This window comes from Sphingomonas sp. Leaf23 (assembly GCF_001421585.1).
GTDB lineage: Bacteria > Pseudomonadota > Alphaproteobacteria > Sphingomonadales > Sphingomonadaceae > Sphingomonas.
Window position 1 is genome coordinate 790,058 of sequence record NZ_LMKR01000002.1, and the last position, 20,046, is coordinate 810,103.

Here is a 20,046-nt window from a genome sequence, read left to right on the forward strand (position 1 = left end):
CCATGACCGCTTCAAACGCTTCGATCACCACCGTTTCCTTACCCTACGGCACGGCGGGCATCGCGGCGGCGGCGGCGGTGATCGCGGATGGGGGATGCGTCGCGGTGCCGACCGAGACGGTCTATGGCCTCGCCGCCGACGCGACCGATTCGCGGGCGGTCGCCGGCATCTATGCGGCCAAGGGTCGGCCCGGATTCAACCCGTTGATCGTCCATGTGCCCGACCGCGCGGCGGCCGGGGCGCTGGCGGTCTTCGACGCTGCCGCCGAGGCATTGGCCGGGGCGTTCTGGCCGGGGCCGCTGACGCTGGTGCTGCCGATGCGGGAGGGGGCGGGCATCGCGTCGCTGGTGACGGCGGGGTTGCCGACGATCGCGATCCGGGTGCCGGCCCATGATGCGATGCAGGCGCTGCTGGCCGCGACCGGTCGGCCGCTGGCCGCGCCGTCGGCCAATGCCAGCGGATCGATCAGCCCGACGCGTGCCGACCATGTGCTGCGCAGCCTGGACGGGCGCATCCCGATGGTGATCGACGCCGGGCCGACGGCGCGCGGGATCGAATCGACGATCATCGCCTGTATCGACGGGCAGGTGCGTGAACTGCGCCCCGGCCCGATACCGCGCGCGGCGGTGGCCGAGCTGCTGGGCGTCGCGGTCGGCGGGGCCGGGCCGGGAATCGAGGCACCGGGGCAACTGGTCAGCCATTATGCGCCGTCCAAGCCGGTGCGCCTGAACGCGACCGACCGGCAGGCGGGCGAATGGCTGATCGGGTTCGGGCCGGTGCAGGGCGACGATACGCTGTCGGCGCAGGGCGACGTGGTGGAGGCGGCGGCGCGGCTGTTCGATGCGCTGCACGTCGCCGATGCCGCCGATGCTGTGCGGATCGCGGTCGCGCCGGTGCCCGATCACGGGCTGGGCGCGGCGATCAACGACCGGCTGCGCCGCGCGGCGGTGCCCGCCTGATCGCTCGCCAAGCTACGGGCGCGCGGTCATTTTTCAGCTTTCAGCTACGCGACGTTAACCCATGCTCCAGTACGGTACGTTTCGTACCAAGGGAGGGTCGGGTGAGCGGATCGGACGAGATTGATTTCGACAAGCGCCTGGCGGCGTTCGACTATGACGAGCGCAGCTATGGCGCGTTTCCGATGGTTCGGCGCGCGATCGAACGCCATGCGCCCGCCGCGCTGAACGCGCTGTATCGCCACATCGCCAACACGGCGTCGATCCGGGGGATGTTCGCGTCGCAGGCGCGGATGGACCATGCCCGCGACAAGCAGCTGGAGCATTGGCGCAAGCTGTTCTCCGGCCCGATCGACCGCGACTATGCCGCCGCCGCGACCAATATCGGGAATGTCCATGCGCGCATCGGGCTGGCGCCGACCTGGTATATCAGCGGCTATGCCCGGATGTTGCAGCATGTCCTGCCCCGGCTGGTGCTGGGGCGGTTCGGATTGCCCTTCGGTGCCCGCAGGCGCGCGTGGGCGGCGACCGCGCTGGTCAAGGCGTCGCTGATCGACATGGATATCGCGCTCGCCGCCTATTTCACCGCCGAACAGGCCGGGCGGCGCGCGGTGATCGAACGGTGCGGCGCGGCGTTCGAACGCATGGCGCAGGGCGACCTGACTGTCTCGCTCGACGGGCTTCCCACCGAATATCAGGCGCTGGCCGACAGTTTCGAAGCGATGCGGGTGCAGATGTGCGCGACGCTGGGCATGGTCACCCGCTCGGGCGAGCAGATCCGCATCGGATCGGGCAATATCCGCCATGCGTCCGACGACCTGTCGCAGCGCACCGAGCAGCAGGCGGCGAGCTTGGAGGAAACCGCCGCCGCGATGGACCAGATCACCAGCACGGTGCGCCAGACCGCCGACGGTGCGTCGCGCGCCGACCGGATCGTCGGGGAGGCCCGCAGCGAGGCCGAGGAATCGGGCCGCATCGTGCGGCAGGCGGTCGACGCGATGGGCGGTATCCAGCGGTCGTCGGCCGAGATCAGCGAGATCATCAGCGTGATCGACGGCATCGCGTTCCAGACGAACCTGCTGGCGCTGAACGCCGGCGTGGAAGCGGCGCGGGCGGGTGACGCGGGCAAGGGCTTTGCCGTCGTCGCATCCGAAGTCCGCGCGCTGGCGCAGCGTTCGGCCGATGCGGCGAAGGACGTGAAGGTCAAGATCACCGCTTCGTCGGATCAGGTCGATGCCGGGGTCGATCTGGTCAATGCCACGGGGCAGGCGCTGCAGCGGATCATCGGCCGGATCGGCGAGATCAGCGAACTGGTATCGGGTATCGCGACGTCGGCGGCACAGCAGTCGATCGGGCTGCAACAGGTCAATACCGCCGTGTCCGAGATGGACAATGTGACCCAGCGCAACGCGGCGATGGTCGAGGAAGCGACCGCCGCCGCGCGCATCCTGGCGCAGGAGGCCGAAGTGCTGGCCGCCGAGGTCGCGCGGTTCCGGCTGGAGGGCGCAGGGGCGGTGAACGAGGTGCATCGGTTGCAGCAGCGCCTCGCGGTGGCGTGATCGGCGGTGGGTGCGAGGGACCCGTGATCGCGCCGCGCCCATTTGTCGCCTTCCTGCGTTCGCAACGGTCTGACGCTCCGTAAACGCCTTGCGCCCCGGCGGCGTGCGTGCTTGGGATCGCACGGGATCGGGAAGGGGTTATGGCCAGCCGCGCAACCAGGGGACAGGTCGATGCCGACGTGACGGACGCGCGCTGGCTGGACGACTATCGCGCGCGGGCACCGCGCGGCGATATGCTGTGCGAGGCGACCGGGCTCGACCGTGCGGCGTGGGAGGCGGCGTTCGACGAACTGGCGGGCGTGCCCGACACGCTGGCGGGTGCCCGCGAACGGGCGCAGCGCCATGCCGACGATATCGGCACCGCCTACCGCGCTGCCGGTGAGAAGGAGGAGCGCCGCTGGCCGCTGTCGCCGGTCCCGCTGCTGATCGGTGCCGGGGAATGGCGCGGCATCGCCGAGGGGATGGCGGAGCGCGCCGAGCTGTTCGAGCGGATCATCGGCGACATTCACGGCGAACAACATCTGGTGGCCGAGGGCGTGCTGCCGGCGATGCTGGTGACCGGATCGCCACTGTTCCTGCGCCCGATGGTCGGGCTGACGCCGCCGGGCGGGCATCAGCTGCACTTCGTCGCCGCCGACCTGTGCCGGGGGCCGGACGGGCGCTGGCGGGTGCTGGCCGATCATCTGCGCGTGCCGGTCGGGGCGGGCTATGCGCTGGAAAACCGGCTGGCGATGGGGCGGACGCTGGGCGGACTGCCGTCGCGGGTGAATGTCGAACGCCACGCGCCGTTCTTTGCCGCGATGCGCGCCGGCATTGCCGCTGCGTGCCGCCGCGCCGAACCGCGCATCGGGCTGCTGACGTCGGGCAAGCTCAACCCGAGCTATCCCGAACAGGCGCATCTGGCGCGCTATCTGGGGTTCCTGCTGGTCGAGGGCGCGGACCTCGCGGTGCGGGACGATCAGGTCTATGTCCGCACCATCGCCGGCCTCAAGCGGATCGACGCATTGTGGCGGCGGATCGATCCCCGGCTGATCGATCCGCTGGCGTTCGATGCCAATTCGACGATCGGCGTGCCCGGCCTGGTCGACGCGATGGCGGCGGGCAATGTCGTGATCGCCAATGCGCCGGGCGTGGGCGTGCTCGAATCGCCGGCGTTCGCCGCGTTCCTGCCGGCGCTGGGCGAGCGGTTGCTGGGCCGCGCGCCGGCGCTGTCGTCGATCGGGACGTGGTGGTGCGGCGATCCGGCGGCACGGGCGCAGGTATTGGCGTCGCTCGACCAGCTGGTGATCGGTCCCGCCTTTGCCGGGCCGGCGATCGCCGGGCTGCCCGGTGGTGCGGTGTTGGGCGCGTCGCTGGACGATTCGGCGCGCGAGCGGTTGGCCGCCGCCATGGCGCTGCGCCCGCAGGATTATGTCGGGCAGGAGGTCGCCGAATTGTCGACCATGCCGACCGCCTGTGGCGAGGGGTTGTTGCCGCGACCCTTCTCGCTCCGGGTCTTTGCCGCGCGGGGTGGCGACGGGCGCTGGGTCGTGCTGCCCGGCGGGTTCGTGCGGATCGGCGACCAGCCCGATGCGCGCGCGGCGGTGATGGGTGAGGGGTCGTGGTCGGCGGACGTCATCGTCCATGGCCCCGATCCGGTCGAGCCGGTGTCGCTGCTGCAACCGACCGACAGCGTGGAACTGCGCCGCAATCCCGGCACGTTGCCCAGCCGGGTCGCCGACAACATGTTCTGGCTGGGCCGCTATCTGGAGCGGGGCGAGGCGCTGCTGGGTGTTATCCGCGTGCTGTTCGGCCATTCGATCTCCGCCGATACCGGAGCGGCGCTGGCCCCGGCGACGGTCGAGCGGCTGGTGACGATCATCGCCGATACCGGTGCGGCCCCGCGCCCGCCCAGCCACCGCCGCCGCGACCTGGTCGATTTCGCGCGCGAGGCGATGGAGTCGGTCGACGGCTGGGGCAGCGTGCGCGCGGTCAACCGGCTGGCTACCGGTATCGGCGGCGTGTCGCGCGACCGATTGTCGGCGGACATGGTACGGCTGCTGGATGCGCCGCATCCTACCGGGGGGACGCTGCTCGACCGGGCGGGGACGTTGCAACGCCGCTATGCTGCGCTCGCCGGGCTGTCGGCCGAGCATATGGGGCGAACCGATGCGTGGCGGTTCCACGATCTGGGCCGGCGGATCGAACGCGCGCTGGCGATGACGCGGACCTTGCTGGCGGTCGACCTGCGCCGGGCCAATGCCGAGGATCTGTCGACGTTGCTCGACTTGGCCGACAGCCAGATCAGCTATCGCCAGCGTTACCTGATCGGTTTTGCGCGGGTACCGGTGATCGACCTGATCGCGCTCGACCCCGGCAATCCGCGCGGCATCGCGTTTCAGGTGGAGACGATCGTCGAGCATCTGTCGAAGCTGCCGGTGCTGAACGATGCCGGCATCGCCGAACCGCAACAGCGCATCGCCGCGCGCCTGACCGCCGGGATCGCGATGGCATCGGCGGAACGGGTCGATCGCGGCTGGGTATTGGAGATCAACCAGCAGTTGCAGAAGCTGTCCGATGCGATCGCCACCCGCTATTTCCTGCAGGGTGCGCAGGCGCTGCGTGAAGCCGGGCTGACGCTGGCATGATGCGCTATGCCATCCGTCACATCACCCGCTTCGATTATGAGGAGGCGGCCGGGTTTGCGCGCTGCAACCTCAGGCTGCGGCCGATCCTGTGGTCGGGACAGACGCTGGAGGACTATGCGCTGCTGGTCGAACCGGGCGGCCATACCCACCCGGCGCGGGCGCAGGCAGGGTTGGCGAACGTCACCCGGCTGGTCGTCGAACGACCCGAAAAGACGCTGACGATCGAGAGTCGCGCGACGGTCAGCGTGGATCGCCCGATCCCGTTCCCGTCGCCGTCCGATCCGACGCTGGCCGACATTCGCACCATGGTGGCGAACGTCGCCGATGCCGGCCCGGCCAGCCCGGTCAGCTACCTCTTCCCCTCCGCGCATGTGCCGATCGTGCCCGAGATCGCGGCATGGTGTGCCGAGGACCTGGCCGACGATCGCGGCATCCTCGACGCGGCGATCGCGCTCGCCCGGCGTATCCAGCGCGACTTCGCCTTCGATCCAACCGCCACGCTGGTCGACACGCCGCCCGCCGAAGCCTTCGCCAAGCGCGGCGGGGTGTGTCAGGATTTCGCGCAGATCATGCTGTCGGGGCTACGCGGCGCGGGGCTGCCCGCCGCCTATTGCTCAGGCTATCTGCGCACGCTGCCGCCGCCGGGGCAGGAGCGGCTGGTGGGTGCCGATGCGACTCATGCGTGGGTGCTGGTGTGGGCGGGTCCCATATTGGGATGGGTCGGCGTCGATCCGACCAACGGCATCTGGATGGCCGAGGATCACGTCGTGATGGCGATCGGCCGCGACTATGCCGATATCGCCCCGATCGATGGCGTCGTGCTGGGCTCGGGCGCGCAGACGATGCACGTCTCGGTCGATGTGGAGCCGTTGCCGGTCGGTTGATCGCTTCCCCCGTCCAACCCGGATTGACGAATCCATAAGGGTTGGAGGATAAGAACAAACCATGAACCTAGAGTCGCCCACCCTGTCCGCGCTGAAGCGGCAAGTCGCCGCCATGGAGCGGCGTGCGCCGGTGGCCAGGGCGGTGCGGGTGGCGACCGGGCATGGCGATATCGACGCCGCGCTGGGCGGTGGCCTGGCGCGCGGGCGGCTGCACGAGATTTTCGCGGGCGAAGCGGGCGATGCCGGCAGCGCGACCGGCTTTGCGGGGATGCTGTCGATCCGCCTCGGTGGCGGCATCGTGTGGCTGCGCGAGGAGGCGGCGGTGCGCGGGGGCGGGCATTTGCACGCGCCGGGGCTGGTCGAGATCGGCGTCGATCCCGCGCGGCTGCTGCTCGGCTTCCTGCCCGATCCGCTGTCGGTGCTGCGCGCCGCCGCCGATGTGGTGCGCTGTGCCGGGGTCGGGGTGGCGGTGATCGAGCTGCATGGCGATCCCCGACCGCTCGACCTGACCGCCAGTCGTCGCCTGGCGCTGGCGGCGGAGGAAAGCGGAGTGACGGCGCTGCTGTTGCGCATTGCCGCGACTCCGGTGGCGAGTGCTGCCGATACCCGCTGGGCGGTGCGGTCCTGCGCATCGCAACCGCTGCCGGCCAATGCGCCGGGGCATCCGACCTTCGACATCGAATTATTGCGTCAGCGCGGCCGGGGTGCCGATGGTCGCTGGCAAGTGGAGTGGAACCGTGAGCAAGCCGTCTTCACCAGCCCGGCCCAGCGGCCGACGCCATCTGGCGCTGTGGTGGCCGTTCCTGCCCACCGACCGGTTGCGATCCCGATCCCCCTGCGTCGTGCCGGATGATGCGCCGTTCGTCTGTGTCGAAACGGTGCGCGGCGCGCTGCGCATCGCTGCGGTCGACCCACAGGCGGCGGACAAGGGGCTGGCACCCGGCATGGCGCTGGCCGATGCGCGGGCGCAGTTGCCCGATCTGGTCGCGGTCGATGCCGATCCGTTTGCCGATCATGGCTGGCTGGAGCGGATGGCCGATGCCTGCGACCGGTTCACGCCGCTGGTCGCGCTGGACGGGGGCGACGGGGTGACGCTGGACATTACCGGCTGCGCGCATCTGTTCGGCGGCGAAGGCGCGCTGGTCGCCGAGGTCGAGGGGCGGCTGGCGCGGTTCGGGATGCTGCGCCATGCGCTGGCCGACACACCCGATGCGGCGCAGGCGCTCGCCCGGTTCCAGAGTGCCCCGGCGGCAAGTGAGGCGGCGGCGATCCGGCGGCTGGGAGTCGCGGCGCTCAGGCTGGACGACGAGATCGCGGTGGCGCTGCGCCGCGCGGGGCTGCGCACCATCGGCGATCTGGCGAGCCGCCCGACCGCGCCGATCGCGGCACGCTTTGGCGAGGAGACGGTGGCGGCACTGGCGCGCCTGCTGGGCGATGCCGACCAGCGGTTGCGGCCGCGCCGGGCGCTGCCGGCGTTGTTCTTCGAACGACGCTTTGCCGAACCGATCGCGCGCGACGGCGATGTGCTCTCGACGATCGGAGAGCTGGCGGCGGAGGCGGAGGCGGAGCTGACCGCGCGGGATCGGGGTGGGCGGCGCTTTGCGGTGCGGTTGTACCGTGCCGATGGCGCGCTGCGCGATCTGGCGGTGGAAAGCGGGCTTCCTTTACGCGATCCGCCGTCGATCCTGCGGCTGTTCCGCGAACGGATCGATGCGCTGTCCGATCCGATCGATCCGGGATTCGGCTTCGACATGATCCGCATGAGCGTGCCCGCGCTCGAACCGCTGGCCCCCACGCAGCTGCAGCTGGAGGGCGGCACGGTCAGCGAGGAGGCGATGGCGGCGCTGGTCGACCGGCTCAGCACGCGGTTGGGGCGCGGGCGGATCGCGCGGGTGGCGCCGGGCGACAGCCACCTGCCCGAACAGGGTATGTTGACGATCGACGCGATCGACGCGCCGGTGCCGACCGGCTGGGACGTGCCGGAGGCGGGCGAGCCGCCGCTGCGCCCGATCCACCTGTTCGACCCGCCGCAGCGGATCGAGGTGATGGCCGAGGTGCCCGATGGTCCGCCGCACCGCTTTCGCTGGCGGCGGGTGCTGCACGACGTGATCCGCTTCGAAGGGCCGGAGCGGATCGCCGCGCAGTGGTGGCGCAGGGGCCAGGCGAAGGTCAGGACGCGCGATTACTACCGGGTCGAGGATGTGCGCGGGCGGCGTTACTGGATCTTTCGGCACGGGTTGTATGATCGCGAGACGCCGGACCCGATGTGGTATGTGCATGGGGTGTTCGCGTGAGGGGATGGCCTGCCGCCCTTCGTCATTCCCGCGCAGGCGGCGTGGCGGGCGGGGCGCGTCGGTGAGATGGCCTTTGCCGAACTGATCGCCGCGACGCATTTCTCGTTCCTGCGCGGGGCGTCGCCGCCGTGCGACATGGTGGCACAAGCGAACGCGCTGGGGATGGCCGGGATCGGGATCGCCGACCGCAATACCGTGGCGGGGGTGGTGCAGGCGTTTCTGGCGCTGAAGAAGGCGAACGAGGGGCTGGTCGAGCAGGGATTGCTGCCCAACGACTTCGATCTGGTCGTCGGTGCGCGGCTGGTGTTTGCCGATGGGACGCCGGACATCGTCGCCTATCCGGTCGACCGCGCGGCATGGGGCCGGCTGACACGGCTGCTGACCATGGGTAACCGGCGGGCGAGGAAGGGCGACTGTCACCTCGAACTGACCGACCTGCTCGCACGGCAGGAGGGGCTACTGCTGATCGTCACTGCGCCCGATGCGGCGTTGCTGACGCGGCTCGGCGATGCCTGTCCGGGGCGGGTGTGGCTGGCGGCGGCGATGCCACGCGGGGGGCGGGATCGGCGGCGACTGGCGGCAAGGATGGCGCTGGCGAGAGCCGTGGGTGTGCCGCTGCTCGCGACCAACGATGCGCTCTATGCGACGCATGAACAGCGCTCGCTGCACGATGTGCTCACTTGCATTCGCGAGGGGACGACGATCGCCGCTGCAGGGCGCAAGCTGGCGGCGAATGCCGAGCGGCATCTGAAGGACCCGCTGGAGATGGCGCGGCTGTTTCGCGATTGCCCGGAGGCTGTCGACGAAAGCGTGCGGCTGCTGAAGCGGATCGAGTTTCGTCTGACCGACCTGAAATACGAATATCCGCACGAGCCGGTGCCCGACGGGTGGGAGGCGCAGGACTGGCTGGAGCATCTGACGCTGACCGCCGCGCAGGATCGCTATGGTCCCGACCTGCCGGTCGAGGTGCGGCGGCGGCTGGACGAGGAGTTCGCGCTGATCCGCAGCCAGAACTACGCCCATTATTTCCTGACGGTCCACGATCTGGTCCGGTTCGCGCGCACCTGCGACCCGCCGATATTGTGCCAGGGGCGTGGGTCGGCGGCCAATTCGATCGTGTGTTTCCTGTTGGGCGTCACCTCGGTCGATCCGAGCGAGCATGACCTGCTCTTCTCGCGCTTCGTGTCCGAACAGCGGGGCGAGCCGCCCGACATCGACGTCGATTTCGAACATGAACGCCGCGAGGAGGTGATCCAGTATATCTACGCCCGCTATACCCGCGACCGCGCCGGGATCGCGGCGACCGTCATCCATTATCGTCCGCGCAGTGCGGTGGCGGAGGTTGGCAAGGTGCTGGGCCTGACCCGCGACGTGACGCAGCGGCTGGGCAGTACTGTGTGGGGCAGCTTCGCGGGCGATATGGAGGCGCGGCGCTATACCAGTGCCGGGTTCGACCTCGACAATCCGGAGATCGCCCAGCTGCGCGATCTGGTGGACCAGATCCTGAAATTCCCCCGCCATCTGTCGCAGCATGTCGGCGGGTTCGTGCTGACGCAGGGGCGGCTGGACGAGATGGTGCCGATCCATAACGGCGCAATGGAAGGGCGGACCTTCATCGAATGGGACAAGGACGATATCGACGCGCTGGGGCTGATGAAGGTCGATGTGCTGGCGCTCGGCATGCTGACCTGCATCCGCAAGGCGTTCGACCTGTTGCGGCACCACGGGCTGGGCGACCACGACCTGACCGTCGACCTGAAGGCCGATGACAAGGCGGTATACGAGATGCTGCACAAGGGCGACAGCATCGGCGTGTTCCAAGTCGAGAGCCGGGCGCAGATGAACATGCTGCCCCGCCTGAAGCCCGAGAATCTCTACGACCTGTCGGTGCAGGTGGCGATCGTGCGGCCGGGGCCGATCGAGGGGGACATGGTGCATCCCTATCTGCGGCGGCGGGCGAAGCAGGAGATCGTCACCTATCCCTCGCCCAAGCCACCGCATGACCCTGATGAGCTCAGGACGCTGCTCAGCCGAACATATGGTGTGCCGTTGTTTCAGGAACAGGTGATGAAGCTGGCGATCGTTGCCGCCGGTTTCACGCCGGGCGAAGCGAACAAGCTGCGCAAGGCGATGGCGACGTTCCGCAATCCCGGCACGATCCAGGAACTGCGCGACAAGCTGGTCACCGGCATGACCGCACGCGGCTACGAACCCGACTTCGCCGAGCGTTGCTTTCGCCAGATCGAGGGGTTCGGCAGCTATGGCTTTCCCGAGAGCCACGCGCTGTCGTTCGCGCGGCTGGTCTATGTGTCTTCCATGATAAAATGCCACTACCCGGCGGTGTTCGCCTGCGCGCTGCTCAATTCGCAGCCGATGGGGTTCTATGCCCCGGCGCAGATCGTCCGCGACGCGCGCGATCATGGTGTCGCGGTGCGCGGGATCGATGTGAATGTCAGCGCATGGGACAATGTGCTGGAGAGCTGCCTACGCTCGACCGCAGAAGGCGAAGCGGGACCCCTCAAGTCCGGGGTGACGAAGGAACAGGGCTCGCTCGCGCTCAGGCTGGGGTTTCGGCAAATGGATGGGTTTCGCGAGCGTTGGGCGGAGGCGATCGTCGCCGCACGCCCCTTTGCCAGTGTCGAGGAACTGGCGCGGCGCGCGCGGTTGCCGCAGCGCGCGCTCAGGCTGCTGGCCGATGCCGATGCGTTCCGCTCGATCGGGCGCGACCGGCGCGAGGCGCTGTGGGAGGTGCGGCGGACGCCCGATGCCGAACTGCCGCTGTTCGCCCATGCCCGCGCCGCCGAGCTGGGCGCGGAGCCGGACATGGCGCTGCCAGCGATGCCCGAGGTCGAGCATGTCGTGACCGATTACCAGACGCTGCGGCTGTCGTTGCAGGGCCACCCGATGCAGTTTTTGCGCGGGCGGCTGGACCGGATGGGGGTGGCGAGCTGTGCTGATATCATGGCGGCGAAGGCGGGGGCGAAGGTGACCGGCGCCGGACTGGTCCTGGTGCGCCAGCGGCCGGGCAAGGGCAATGCGATCTTCGTCACGCTGGAGGATGATACCGGCATCACCAATGTCGTGCTGTGGGCGCGGCTGTTCGAGGCGTATCGGCGCGAGGTGATGGGCGCGCGGCTGATGCTGGTCGAGGGGGAGGTGCAGCGCACCCGTGAGGGCATCGTTCACCTGATGGGCGCGCGGGTGCGCGATCGCAGCGACCTGCTCGACACGCTGGGCGAGGCGAGCGTGCAGGAATCGGAGGTCGTTCGCCCGATGGCATCGCGCCACCCGCGCGACGTGCGGCTGGTGCCCAAGTCGCGCGATTTCCACTGACATCCCCCTTGGCTGGGGCGTAGGACAGCACTTAGGACTCTTTCGTCACCCCGGACTTGATCCGGGGGCCCGCTCACTCACGAGCGTGGCAGAAGAAGCGGGACCCCGGATCAAGTCCGGGGTGACGATGAAGGCGGTGTCGACGTCGATCGCCGCAGGGGGAGGGTCGCCATGGACGGGTTGCTGCTGTTCGTCGTCGCGATCGGCTATGCCGCGCTGCTGTTCGCGGTGGCGTGGATCGTGCGGCGGCGGGGCATCGCGGCGGGGCAGCGGCGGGTGGTCTATACGCTGGGTCTGGCGGTCTATTGCAGCAGCTGGACCTTCAACGGCGCGGTCGGCAGCGCGGTTGCCGATGGCTGGGCGTATCTGCCGATCTATCTGGGGCCGATCCTGTTGTTCGTCGGCGGGCGGCGGTTGCTGGTACGGCTGGTGGGCGCGGTGCAGGCCGATGGGGCGACGTCGATCGCCGACTTCATCGGCGGGCGGTTTTCGCGCAGCCGGGGGGTGGCGGCGCTGGTAACGCTGATCGCGCTGACCGGTACCGTGCCCTATGTCGCGCTGCAGCTGCGGTCGGTCGCGACCAGCTATGGCGCGCTGTCGGGCATGGCCGATGCCACCCGGCCGATGATCGTGACCGCGATCGTGCTGGCCGGGTTCGCCGTCGCGTTCGGCACGCGCGGCGATGCGCGCGAGCGGGCCGATGGCGGGTTGCTGGCGGCGGTGGCGGTGGAGTCGCTCATCAAGCTGGCCGCCTTTGCCGCGGTCGCGCTGTTCGCGCTGTGGCTGGTGGCGGGGGCGGCACCGATGGATCGGGCCGCCGGGCTGACGCGGCTGGCAAGCGGCCTCGCCCGGCCGCCGGCGATCGGCGATTTCGCCATCGCGACGCTGCTGGCGATGGCGGCGATGCTGTGCCTGCCGCGCCAGTTCCATGTGACGGTGATCGCGGCGCACGACCCGCAGGACCCGGCGCGCGCCCGCTGGCCGTTCGTCGCTTATCTGGCGCTGACCGCGCTGCTGGTCGTGCCGATCACCTGGGGCGCGCTGGTGCAGGGCGGCGTGACGCGGCCCGACCTGTTGGTCATCGCCATGCCGTTGGCGGCGGGTGCGCCCATCGTCGCGCTGCTGGGGTTCGTCGGCGGGTTTTCGGCGGCGACGGCGATGGTGGTGATGGAGACGGTGGCGCTGGCGACGATGGTGTCGAACGACCTGATCGCGCCGCTGTTGCTGCGCAGCTCGCGCATGGCCGCCGCCGCGCATGTCGGGCGGACTTTGCTGTGGGTGCGGCGGGTAGTGATCGTCGGCATTGTCGGCGTGGCGTTGCTGAGCGCGCTGCTGATCCCGACGACGCGCGGGCTGGCGGCGATCGGGCTGGTCGCCTTTACGGCGATGGCGCAGTTTGCCTCGGCGCTGGTGCTGGCGGTGCTGGGCGGCGGGCGCGATCCGATGGCGGCGAAGGCGGGGCTGGCCACCGGCCTGTGCGGATGGACGCTGCTGCTGTTCGTGCCGACGCTCAGCGGTGCGCCGCTGCCGATCCCAGCGATGCCGGGCATGGGCGCGGTTGCGACGGCGGCAGTGGTGACGTTGGCCGCGAACATGATCGTCCATGCGATCGTCGCCATGTCGCGTGCGCCGCGCCTGCCGTTCGTGCGCGACGACCGGGTGCCGCCGGTGCGCGACCTGTCCGAGCTGACCCAGCTGGTCGCGCGGTTCGTGGGCGAGGAGCGCGCCGCCGCCGAACTGGGGAGCGGCACCCATATCGACGCCCGTGCGGCACGCCGGGCCGAGCGGCTGGTGGCGCAGGCGGTGGGGGTGTCGTCGGCACGGCGGCTGGTCGCATCGGCATTGTCGGGGGAGGGGCTGGGCGCCGAGGATGTTGCCCGGATGCTGGATGAAAGCGGGCAGAGCCTGCAATTTTCCAAGGGGCTGCTGGCCGCGACGCTGGAGCATATCGATCCGGGGGTCAGCGTAGTCGATGCCGAGCTGAACCTGGTCGCGTGGAATCAGCGGTACCTCGACCTGTTCGGCTTTCCGGCCGGCATGATCCGGGTCGGTGCGCCGATCGCCGATGCAATCGCGTTCAATGCGCTGCGCGGCGATTGCGGGCCGGGCGAGGTCGACGACCATGTGCGGCGGCGGCTGGCGCATATGCGGCGGGGGACGCAGCACAGTTTCGAACGGGTCCGCAGCGACGGGCGGGTGCTGAAGACGGTCGGCGGGCCGATGCCGGGCGGCGGCTATGTCATGTGCTTTTCGGATATTACCGCCGAGGCGCAGGCACTGCGTGCCGTCGAGACGGCGCGGGCCGAGCTGGAGCGACGGGTCGAGGCGCGGACGCGGGCGCTGTCGGATGCGAATGCGGCGCTGGCGCGGGCGACGGCGGACAAGACCCGGTTCCTGGCCGCCGCCAGCCACGACCTGTTGCAGCCGCTCCATGCCGCACGGCTGTTCACCGCCGCGCTGGCGCGCGGGGCGGATGATCGGGCGAAGCCGCTGGTCGAGCGGATCGACCAGTCGATCGCAGCGGCGGACCAGCTGCTGCGCGCGCTGCTCGACATTTCCAAGCTGGATGCCGGGGGAATCGTGCCGGTGCCGACGCGCTTCGGGTCACGCGACCTGCTGGCCGAGCTGGTCGACAGTTTCGCCGACCAGGCGCGGGCGAAGGGGCTGGTGCTGCGGCTGGGGCCCGGTGACGCGGTGGTCGAAACCGACCGGGTGCTGCTGCGGTCGATCGTGCAGAATCTGCTGGGCAATGCGGTGCGCTACACGGCGCGGGGCGGGGTGGTGATCGGCGTGCGGCGGCGTGGGGGCCAGGCGCGGATCGAGGTGGTCGATAGCGGGCCGGGCATTGCCGATACCGACCGGGCACGGGTGTTTCGCGAGTTCGAACGGCTGGCAACGGCGGAGGATGCCGGGCTGGGCCTCGGCTTGGCGATCGTCGCGCGGACGGCGGCGTTGCTGGGGGCTGAGGTCGATCTCGACAGCCGGGTCGGGCGGGGGAGCCGCTTTGCGGTGACGCTGCCGATGGTGGAGGGCGTGGTGGCGCCGGTGCCACAGCGGTTGGCGGCGCGGGAGGTCGGGCCGCTGTCGTGCCTGATCGTCGATGACGATGCCGGGGTGCGGCGGGCGATGGCGGCGCTGGCGGTGAGCCGGGGGCACCAGGTGCGGGTGGCGGCTTGCGTCGAGGAGGCGTTGTCGGCGGTGACCGAGGACGTCGCGTTCGTCGATCACGATCTGGGCGGGACGGTCGATGGGCTGGCGCTGATCGCGGCGCTGCGGGTGCAGAAGCCGGGGCTGCGCGTGGCGCTGGTGACGGCGGGTGCCAGCCGGACGCTGGCCGAGGCGGCGCAGGTCGCGGGGGTGGCGGTGTTGTTGAAGCCGTTGTCGGGTGAGGTGTTCGACGGGTGGCTAGCCGCGCCGGACAAGCAGTAGCGCAGCTACGGCGAGCCTAAAGGCGCGGCCGGCCGGCGGCGCGGGGAGCGCCGTCCGACGGCACGGGCTTTGTCCATGGCGTGCCGTTGGAAACAAAGGATTTTTCGGCCAAAGTTCACAAAGTTCACACTCGCCACGTTTTCGTTGCACGTCGGAGCGGGGCGGTTCGCGGCGTGGGTAGGGCGGTGCTGGTGGAGGTCCCAGCCTTCGTCGATGCGACGAGTGTGGCCGGGCGGCGGGCGGGTTGCGACGATGCGAAAGAGCGGGCGCGATCATGGCAGGCCGTGGCCTTGTAGGACAGCGCTGGGGTGCCGCTACCCATCGTTGCAGAAGAAGCGGGACCCCGGATCAAGTCCAGGGTGACGTTGTGGTGGATGGCCTGCCTATCCCGTGACCTCCAGCCCCAGCGCGCGGGCGGCGACGGCGGCCTGGGTGCGGTTGCCGACGTCGAGCTTGCGCAGGACGGCGGTCATGTGGACTTTTACCGTCGCTTCGGCGATGCCGAGGTCGTGGGCGATCTGTTTGTTCAGGCGGCCGGCGAGGACGCCGAGCAGGACGCGCAGTTGCGTCGGGGTGAGCGCGGCCACGCGGGCCGCCATGTCGTCCTCCGCGGCATCGTCGGCAGCCATGCGTTTGCCGGCGAGGGCGGCGGCGATGGCGGCTTCGATCGATTCCAGCGGCGCATCCTTGCCGACAAAGCCGACCGCACCGAAGCGGGCGACCTGGGCAAAGGCCGCCGCGCGGTCTGCGCCGGAGACGACGAGGATGGGGACGTCGGGGGCTTCGGCATGGAGCAGCGCCACGCCGCTATAGCCGACCGCGCCCGGCATGTTCAGGTCGAGCAGGATGAGGGCGAGGGTGTCGGCTTCGCGAACGGCCTGGACGGCGCGGTCGAGCGAGCCGGCTTCGACGATGTTCGCGTCGGGGCGGACCTGGAGGACGGCCAGGGTCAGCGCTTGGCGGAACAGGGGGTGGTCGTCGGCGACGAGGATGGTGGTCATCGGCCTGTTCTGGTCTCTCCGTCGTCACCTCGGATCTGATCCGGGTCCCGCTTCTTCTGCGACGGTGGAGAAAGAAGCGGGACCCCGGGTCAAGCCCGGGGTGACGGGAGGGGTGGGTGGTCGCCCCTCACGCCGGCTGGATACGCTCGGCGACCAGCGTGTCGACGACCGACGGGTCGGCCAGCGTCGAGGTATCGCCGAGGTTCGACGTGTCGTTCTCGGCGATCTTGCGCAGGATGCGGCGCATGATCTTGCCCGAGCGGGTTTTGGGCAGGCCAGGGGCGAATTGCAGTGCGTCGGGGGTGGCGACGGGGCCGATTTCCTTGCGGACCCATTGGCGCAGTTCGGCGCGCAGGTCATCGGACGGTTCGTCGCCGGCGTTGAGCGTCACATAGGCGTAGATGCCCTGGCCCTTGATGTCATGCGGCATGCCGACGACCGCCGCCTCGGCGACCTTCGGATGCGACACCAGTGCGCTTTCGACCTCGGCGGTGCCCATGCGGTGGCCGCTGACGTTGATGACGTCATCGACGCGGCCGGTAATCCAGTAATAGCCATCCGCGTCGCGGCGCACGCCGTCGCCGGTGAAATATTTGCCGGGATAGGTGGTGAAATAGGTCTGGAAGAAGCGGTCGTGGTCGCCCCACACCGTCCGCATCTGACCCGGCCAGCTGTCGGTGATGCAGAGGTTCCCCTCGGTCGCGCCGGTCAGTTCCTTGCCCTCGGCATCGACGATCATCGGCTGCACACCGGGCAGCGGCTTCGTCGCGCTGCCGGGTTTCAGGTCGGTGGCATAGGGCAGCGGCGAGATGAGGATGCCGCCGGTTTCGGTCTGCCACCAGGTATCGACGATCGGGCAGCGGCGGTCGCCGACGACGCGGTGATACCAGTCCCATGCCTCCGGATTGATCGGTTCGCCGACGCTGCCCAGCAGGCGCAGTGACTCGCGGCTGGACTTCGTGACCCAGCTGTCGCCCTCGCGCATCAGCGCGCGGATGGCGGTGGGGGCGGTGTAGAAGGTGTTGACGCCCAACCGGTCGATGGTTTCCCAGAAGCGGCCATGGTCGGGATAGTTGGGCACGCCGTCGAACATGACGGTCGTCGCGCCGTTGCTCAACGGGCCATAGACGACATAGCTGTGCCCGGTGACCCAGCCGATGTCGGCGGTACACCAGAAGACTTCGCCGTCGCGGTAATCGAACACGTCGCGGAAGGTGGTGTGCGCCCATACCAGATAGCCGCCGGTGGTGTGCAGCACGCCCTTGGGCTTGCCGGTCGATCCCGACGTATAGAGGATGAACAGCGGGTCTTCGGCGTCCATTGGCTCGGCCGGGCAGTCGGGCGACGCGTCGGCGAGGAGGTCGTGCAGCCAGAAGTCGCGGCCCTCGACCATCGGCACGTTGCCGCCGCTGCGACGGATGACGATGACGGTGTCGACGCCGGGGGCATGGTCCATCGCCTTGTCGACATTGGCCTTCAGCGGAATGCGCTTGCCGCCGCGACAGCCTTCGTCGGCGGTGATGACCAGGCGGCTGTCGCAATCGACGAGGCGGTTGGCGAGGCTGTCGGGGGAGAAGCCGCCGAAGACGATCGAATGGATCGCGCCGATGCGGGTGCAGGCGAGCATCGCGGCGGCAGCTTCGGGGACCATCGGCAGATAGAGGGTGACGCGATCGCCCTTCTTCACGCCCTTCGCCTTCAGGACGTTGGCGAAGCAGCACACTTGCTGGTGGAGTTCGCGATAGGTGACCTTGCGCGTCTCGCCGGGTTCGTCGCCTTCCCAGAGGATGGCGATGCTGTCGCCGCGTTCGGCGAGATGGCGGTCGAGGCAGTTGACCGAGACGTTGGTCTGCCCGTCGGCGAACCAGCGGATGCGGAAGTCCGCCTCGTCGAACGAGGTGTCCTTCACCTCCGTATAAGGGCGCGACCAGTCGATGCAGCGGCCGCCCTCGCGCCAATAGGCTTCGGGGTCATTAAGCGACACGGCATAGCGCGCGTCGTACTCGGCCTTGTCCACCTTGGCGGCGGCGTCCTGCGGTGCCGCATGGATCGTCTGGGTCATATGTCTCTCCTGTGCGCCTGATGTGCGGTCGCGGGGGCGCGCGTCAAGCCGGTGCCCCCTACGACCAAGGTCGTACTGGCCACCATGGCGCGCGCGCATGACACTGGCGCGGCAAGAAGGTGCGGCGACAGACCGCGCCGGAAAACGAGAGGATGCCGCCATGGCAGAGGCGATAGCCACGCCCCATAAGGGCCAGAACGAGAAACTGGTGATCGCGGCGTCGTCGCTGGGCACCGTATTCGAATGGTATGATTTCTACCTCTACGGGCTGCTGGCGAGCTATATTTCGAAGCAGTTCTTTTCGGGCGTGAACGAGACGACCGGGTTTATCCTGGCGCTGGGCGCGTTTGCCGCCGGCTTTGCGGTGCGGCCGTTCGGCGCGCTGGTGTTCGGGCGGATCGGCGATCTGGTCGGGCGCAAGAACACGTTCCTGGTGACGATGGGGCTGATGGGCCTGTCGACCTTTGCGGTCGGGTTGTTGCCGTCCTATGCCAGCATCGGCGTGGCCGCGCCGATCATCCTGGTGCTGCTGCGCATCGTGCAGGGCTTGGCGCTGGGCGGGGAGTATGGCGGGGCGGCGACCTATGTCGCGGAACATGCGCCCGACGGGAAGCGCGGACTCTATACCAGCTTCATCCAGACGACGGCGACGATGGGGCTGTTCGCGGCTCTTTTGGTCGTGATCGGGTTCCGCACGGCGCTGGGCGAAGAGACGTTCGGCGGGTTCGGTTGGCGGTTGCCGTTCCTGGTGTCGATCCTGCTGCTGGGCGTGTCGATGTGGATCCGGCTGCAGCTGTCGGAAAGCCCGGTGTTCCTGAAGATGAAGGAAGAGGGCAAGACGTCGAAGGCCCCGCTGACCGAGGCGTTCCTGCGCTGGCCGAACCTGAAGCTCGTGCTGATCGCGCTGTTCGGCGCGGCGATGGGGCAGGCGGTGGTGTGGTATACCGGGCAGTTCTACGTCCTGTTCTTCCTCGAAAAGATGATGAAGGTCGACGGCGCGACGGTGAATGTGCTGCTTGCCATATCGCTGGCGCTGGGCACGCCGTTCTTCGTGTTCTTTGGCTGGCTGTCGGACAAGATCGGGCGGAAATGGATCATCATGGGCGGCTGCGCGCTGGCGGCGCTGACCTATTTCCCGCTATTCGGTGCGCTGACCAATGCCGCCAATCCGGCGCTGGCGAAGGCGCAGGTGGCGTCGCCGGTGCGGGTGACCGCGCATGACGAGGATTGTTCGGTCCAGTTCGATCCGATCGGGCGGAACAAGTTCGATGCGAAAAGCTGCGACATTGCAAAGTCCTATCTGGCGAAGAATGGCATCAGCTACACCAATGTCGAGGCGACGGCGGGGACGATCGCGAGCGTTGCGGTGGGTGACCGGGTGTTGCTCGCGCCCGATCCTTCCAAGGTGACGGGTGCCGATCGTGCGGCGGCGATCACGGCGTATCAGGGCGAGGTCGCGGCGGCGTTGACCGCGGCGGGCTATCCGGCCAAGGCCGATCCGGCGGCGATCAACAAGCCGCTGGTGATCCTGATCCTGTGGTTCATGGTGATCCTGGTGACCATGGTCTATGGCCCGATCGCGGCGCTGCTGGTCGAGCTGTTCCCCAGCCGCATCCGCTATACGTCGATGTCGCTGCCCTATCATATCGGCAATGGCTGGTTCGGCGGGTTCCTGCCGACGACGGCGTTCGCGATGGTCGCCGCGACCGGGGATATTTATTACGGGCTGTGGTATCCGGTGGTGCTGGCGGTGGTGACGCTGGTGCTGGGCGTGCTGTTCCTGCCGGAGACGTTCCGGCGGAATATTCGGGATTGATGCCGGGCGGTGCCGCCGATGCAGGCGGTGGCATTGCAAACTTCGTCACCCCGGGCTTGACCCGGGGTCCCGCTTCTTAACCACG

At 69.2% G+C, this 20,046-nt stretch carries 11 protein-coding genes; 9 read left to right on the forward strand and 2 right to left on the reverse strand.

The window, feature by feature from the left end:
* Window positions 1-2: 2 nt before the first annotated feature.
* The 8 genes from ASE67_RS07490 (at window position 3) to ASE67_RS18725 (ending at window position 15,082) form a co-directional block, all read left to right on the forward strand.
* Complete coding sequence (locus ASE67_RS07490) at window positions 3-959, forward strand: L-threonylcarbamoyladenylate synthase (RefSeq protein WP_055758607.1); 957 nt, start codon at window positions 3-5, stop codon at window positions 957-959.
* Window positions 960-1,060: 101 nt separating this feature from the next.
* Window positions 1,061-2,515, forward strand: coding sequence for a globin-coupled sensor protein (locus ASE67_RS07495; RefSeq protein ID WP_055758610.1), 1,455 nt, complete (start codon window positions 1,061-1,063; stop codon window positions 2,513-2,515).
* Between the two features lie 140 nt (window positions 2,516-2,655).
* Entirely contained in the window at window positions 2,656-5,142 is a 2,487-nt protein-coding gene (locus tag ASE67_RS07500) for a circularly permuted type 2 ATP-grasp protein (protein ID WP_055758613.1), read from the forward strand.
* Window positions 5,142-6,026: a transglutaminase family protein gene (locus ASE67_RS07505; RefSeq protein WP_055758617.1), complete on the forward strand. Its 885-nt coding sequence runs from the start codon at window positions 5,142-5,144 to the stop codon at window positions 6,024-6,026. Before ASE67_RS07500 ends, ASE67_RS07505 begins: the two co-directional genes overlap by 1 nt.
* A 61-nt stretch (window positions 6,027-6,087) precedes the next feature.
* A complete protein-coding gene (locus ASE67_RS18370; RefSeq protein WP_162236336.1) occupies window positions 6,088-6,879 on the forward strand; it encodes an ImuA family protein in 792 nt (263 codons plus the stop codon).
* The gene (locus ASE67_RS07510) at window positions 6,764-8,320 is read left to right on the forward strand and encodes a Y-family DNA polymerase (protein WP_055758619.1); all 1,557 of its coding nucleotides are present in this window, start codon (window positions 6,764-6,766) and stop codon (window positions 8,318-8,320) included. Before ASE67_RS18370 ends, ASE67_RS07510 begins: the two co-directional genes overlap by 116 nt.
* Before the next feature lie 66 nt (window positions 8,321-8,386).
* On the forward strand, window positions 8,387-11,653 hold the full coding sequence (locus ASE67_RS07515; protein ID WP_055758622.1) for an error-prone DNA polymerase: 3,267 nt from the start codon (window positions 8,387-8,389) through the stop codon (window positions 11,651-11,653).
* 171 nt (window positions 11,654-11,824) lie between these two features.
* Window positions 11,825-15,082, forward strand: coding sequence for a hybrid sensor histidine kinase/response regulator (locus ASE67_RS18725; RefSeq protein ID WP_268795354.1), 3,258 nt, complete (start codon window positions 11,825-11,827; stop codon window positions 15,080-15,082).
* Between the two features lie 383 nt (window positions 15,083-15,465).
* Here ASE67_RS18725 and ASE67_RS07525 read toward each other — a convergent pair whose 3' ends face one another.
* Window positions 15,466-16,083 carry a response regulator gene (locus ASE67_RS07525; protein WP_055758624.1) on the reverse strand — a complete coding sequence of 206 codons (618 nt, stop codon included), beginning with the start codon at window positions 16,081-16,083 and terminating at the stop codon, window positions 15,466-15,468.
* A 127-nt stretch (window positions 16,084-16,210) separates the two neighbouring features.
* The gene (gene acs, locus ASE67_RS07530) at window positions 16,211-18,145 is read right to left on the reverse strand and encodes an acetate--CoA ligase (protein WP_055758628.1); all 1,935 of its coding nucleotides are present in this window, start codon (window positions 18,143-18,145) and stop codon (window positions 16,211-16,213) included.
* A gap of 160 nt (window positions 18,146-18,305) precedes the next feature.
* Between acs and ASE67_RS07535 the strand changes: the two genes are divergently transcribed.
* A complete protein-coding gene (locus ASE67_RS07535; RefSeq protein ID WP_055758631.1) occupies window positions 18,306-19,961 on the forward strand; it encodes an MFS transporter in 1,656 nt (551 codons plus the stop codon).
* Window positions 19,962-20,046: the final 85 nt, after the last annotated feature.

Excerpts from the sequence above, each read along its gene's own strand:
- ASE67_RS07490 (WP_055758607.1), top strand. The coding sequence starts at position 3 with ATGACCGCTTCAAACGCTTCGATCACCACCGTTTCCTTACCCTACGGC.
- ASE67_RS07500 (WP_055758613.1), top strand. The coding sequence starts at position 2,656 with ATGGCCAGCCGCGCAACCAGGGGACAGGTCGATGCCGACGTGACGGAC.
- ASE67_RS07505 (WP_055758617.1), top strand. The coding sequence starts at position 5,142 with ATGCGCTATGCCATCCGTCACATCACCCGCTTCGATTATGAGGAGGCG.
- ASE67_RS18370 (WP_162236336.1), top strand. The coding sequence starts at position 6,088 with ATGAACCTAGAGTCGCCCACCCTGTCCGCGCTGAAGCGGCAAGTCGCC.
- ASE67_RS07515 (WP_055758622.1), top strand. The coding sequence starts at position 8,387 with ATGGCCTTTGCCGAACTGATCGCCGCGACGCATTTCTCGTTCCTGCGC.
- ASE67_RS18725 (WP_268795354.1), top strand. The coding sequence starts at position 11,825 with ATGGACGGGTTGCTGCTGTTCGTCGTCGCGATCGGCTATGCCGCGCTG.
- ASE67_RS07525 (WP_055758624.1), bottom strand. The coding sequence starts at position 16,083 with ATGACCACCATCCTCGTCGCCGACGACCACCCCCTGTTCCGCCAAGCG.
- acs (WP_055758628.1), bottom strand. The coding sequence starts at position 18,145 with ATGACCCAGACGATCCATGCGGCACCGCAGGACGCCGCCGCCAAGGTG.
- ASE67_RS07535 (WP_055758631.1), top strand. The coding sequence starts at position 18,306 with ATGGCAGAGGCGATAGCCACGCCCCATAAGGGCCAGAACGAGAAACTG.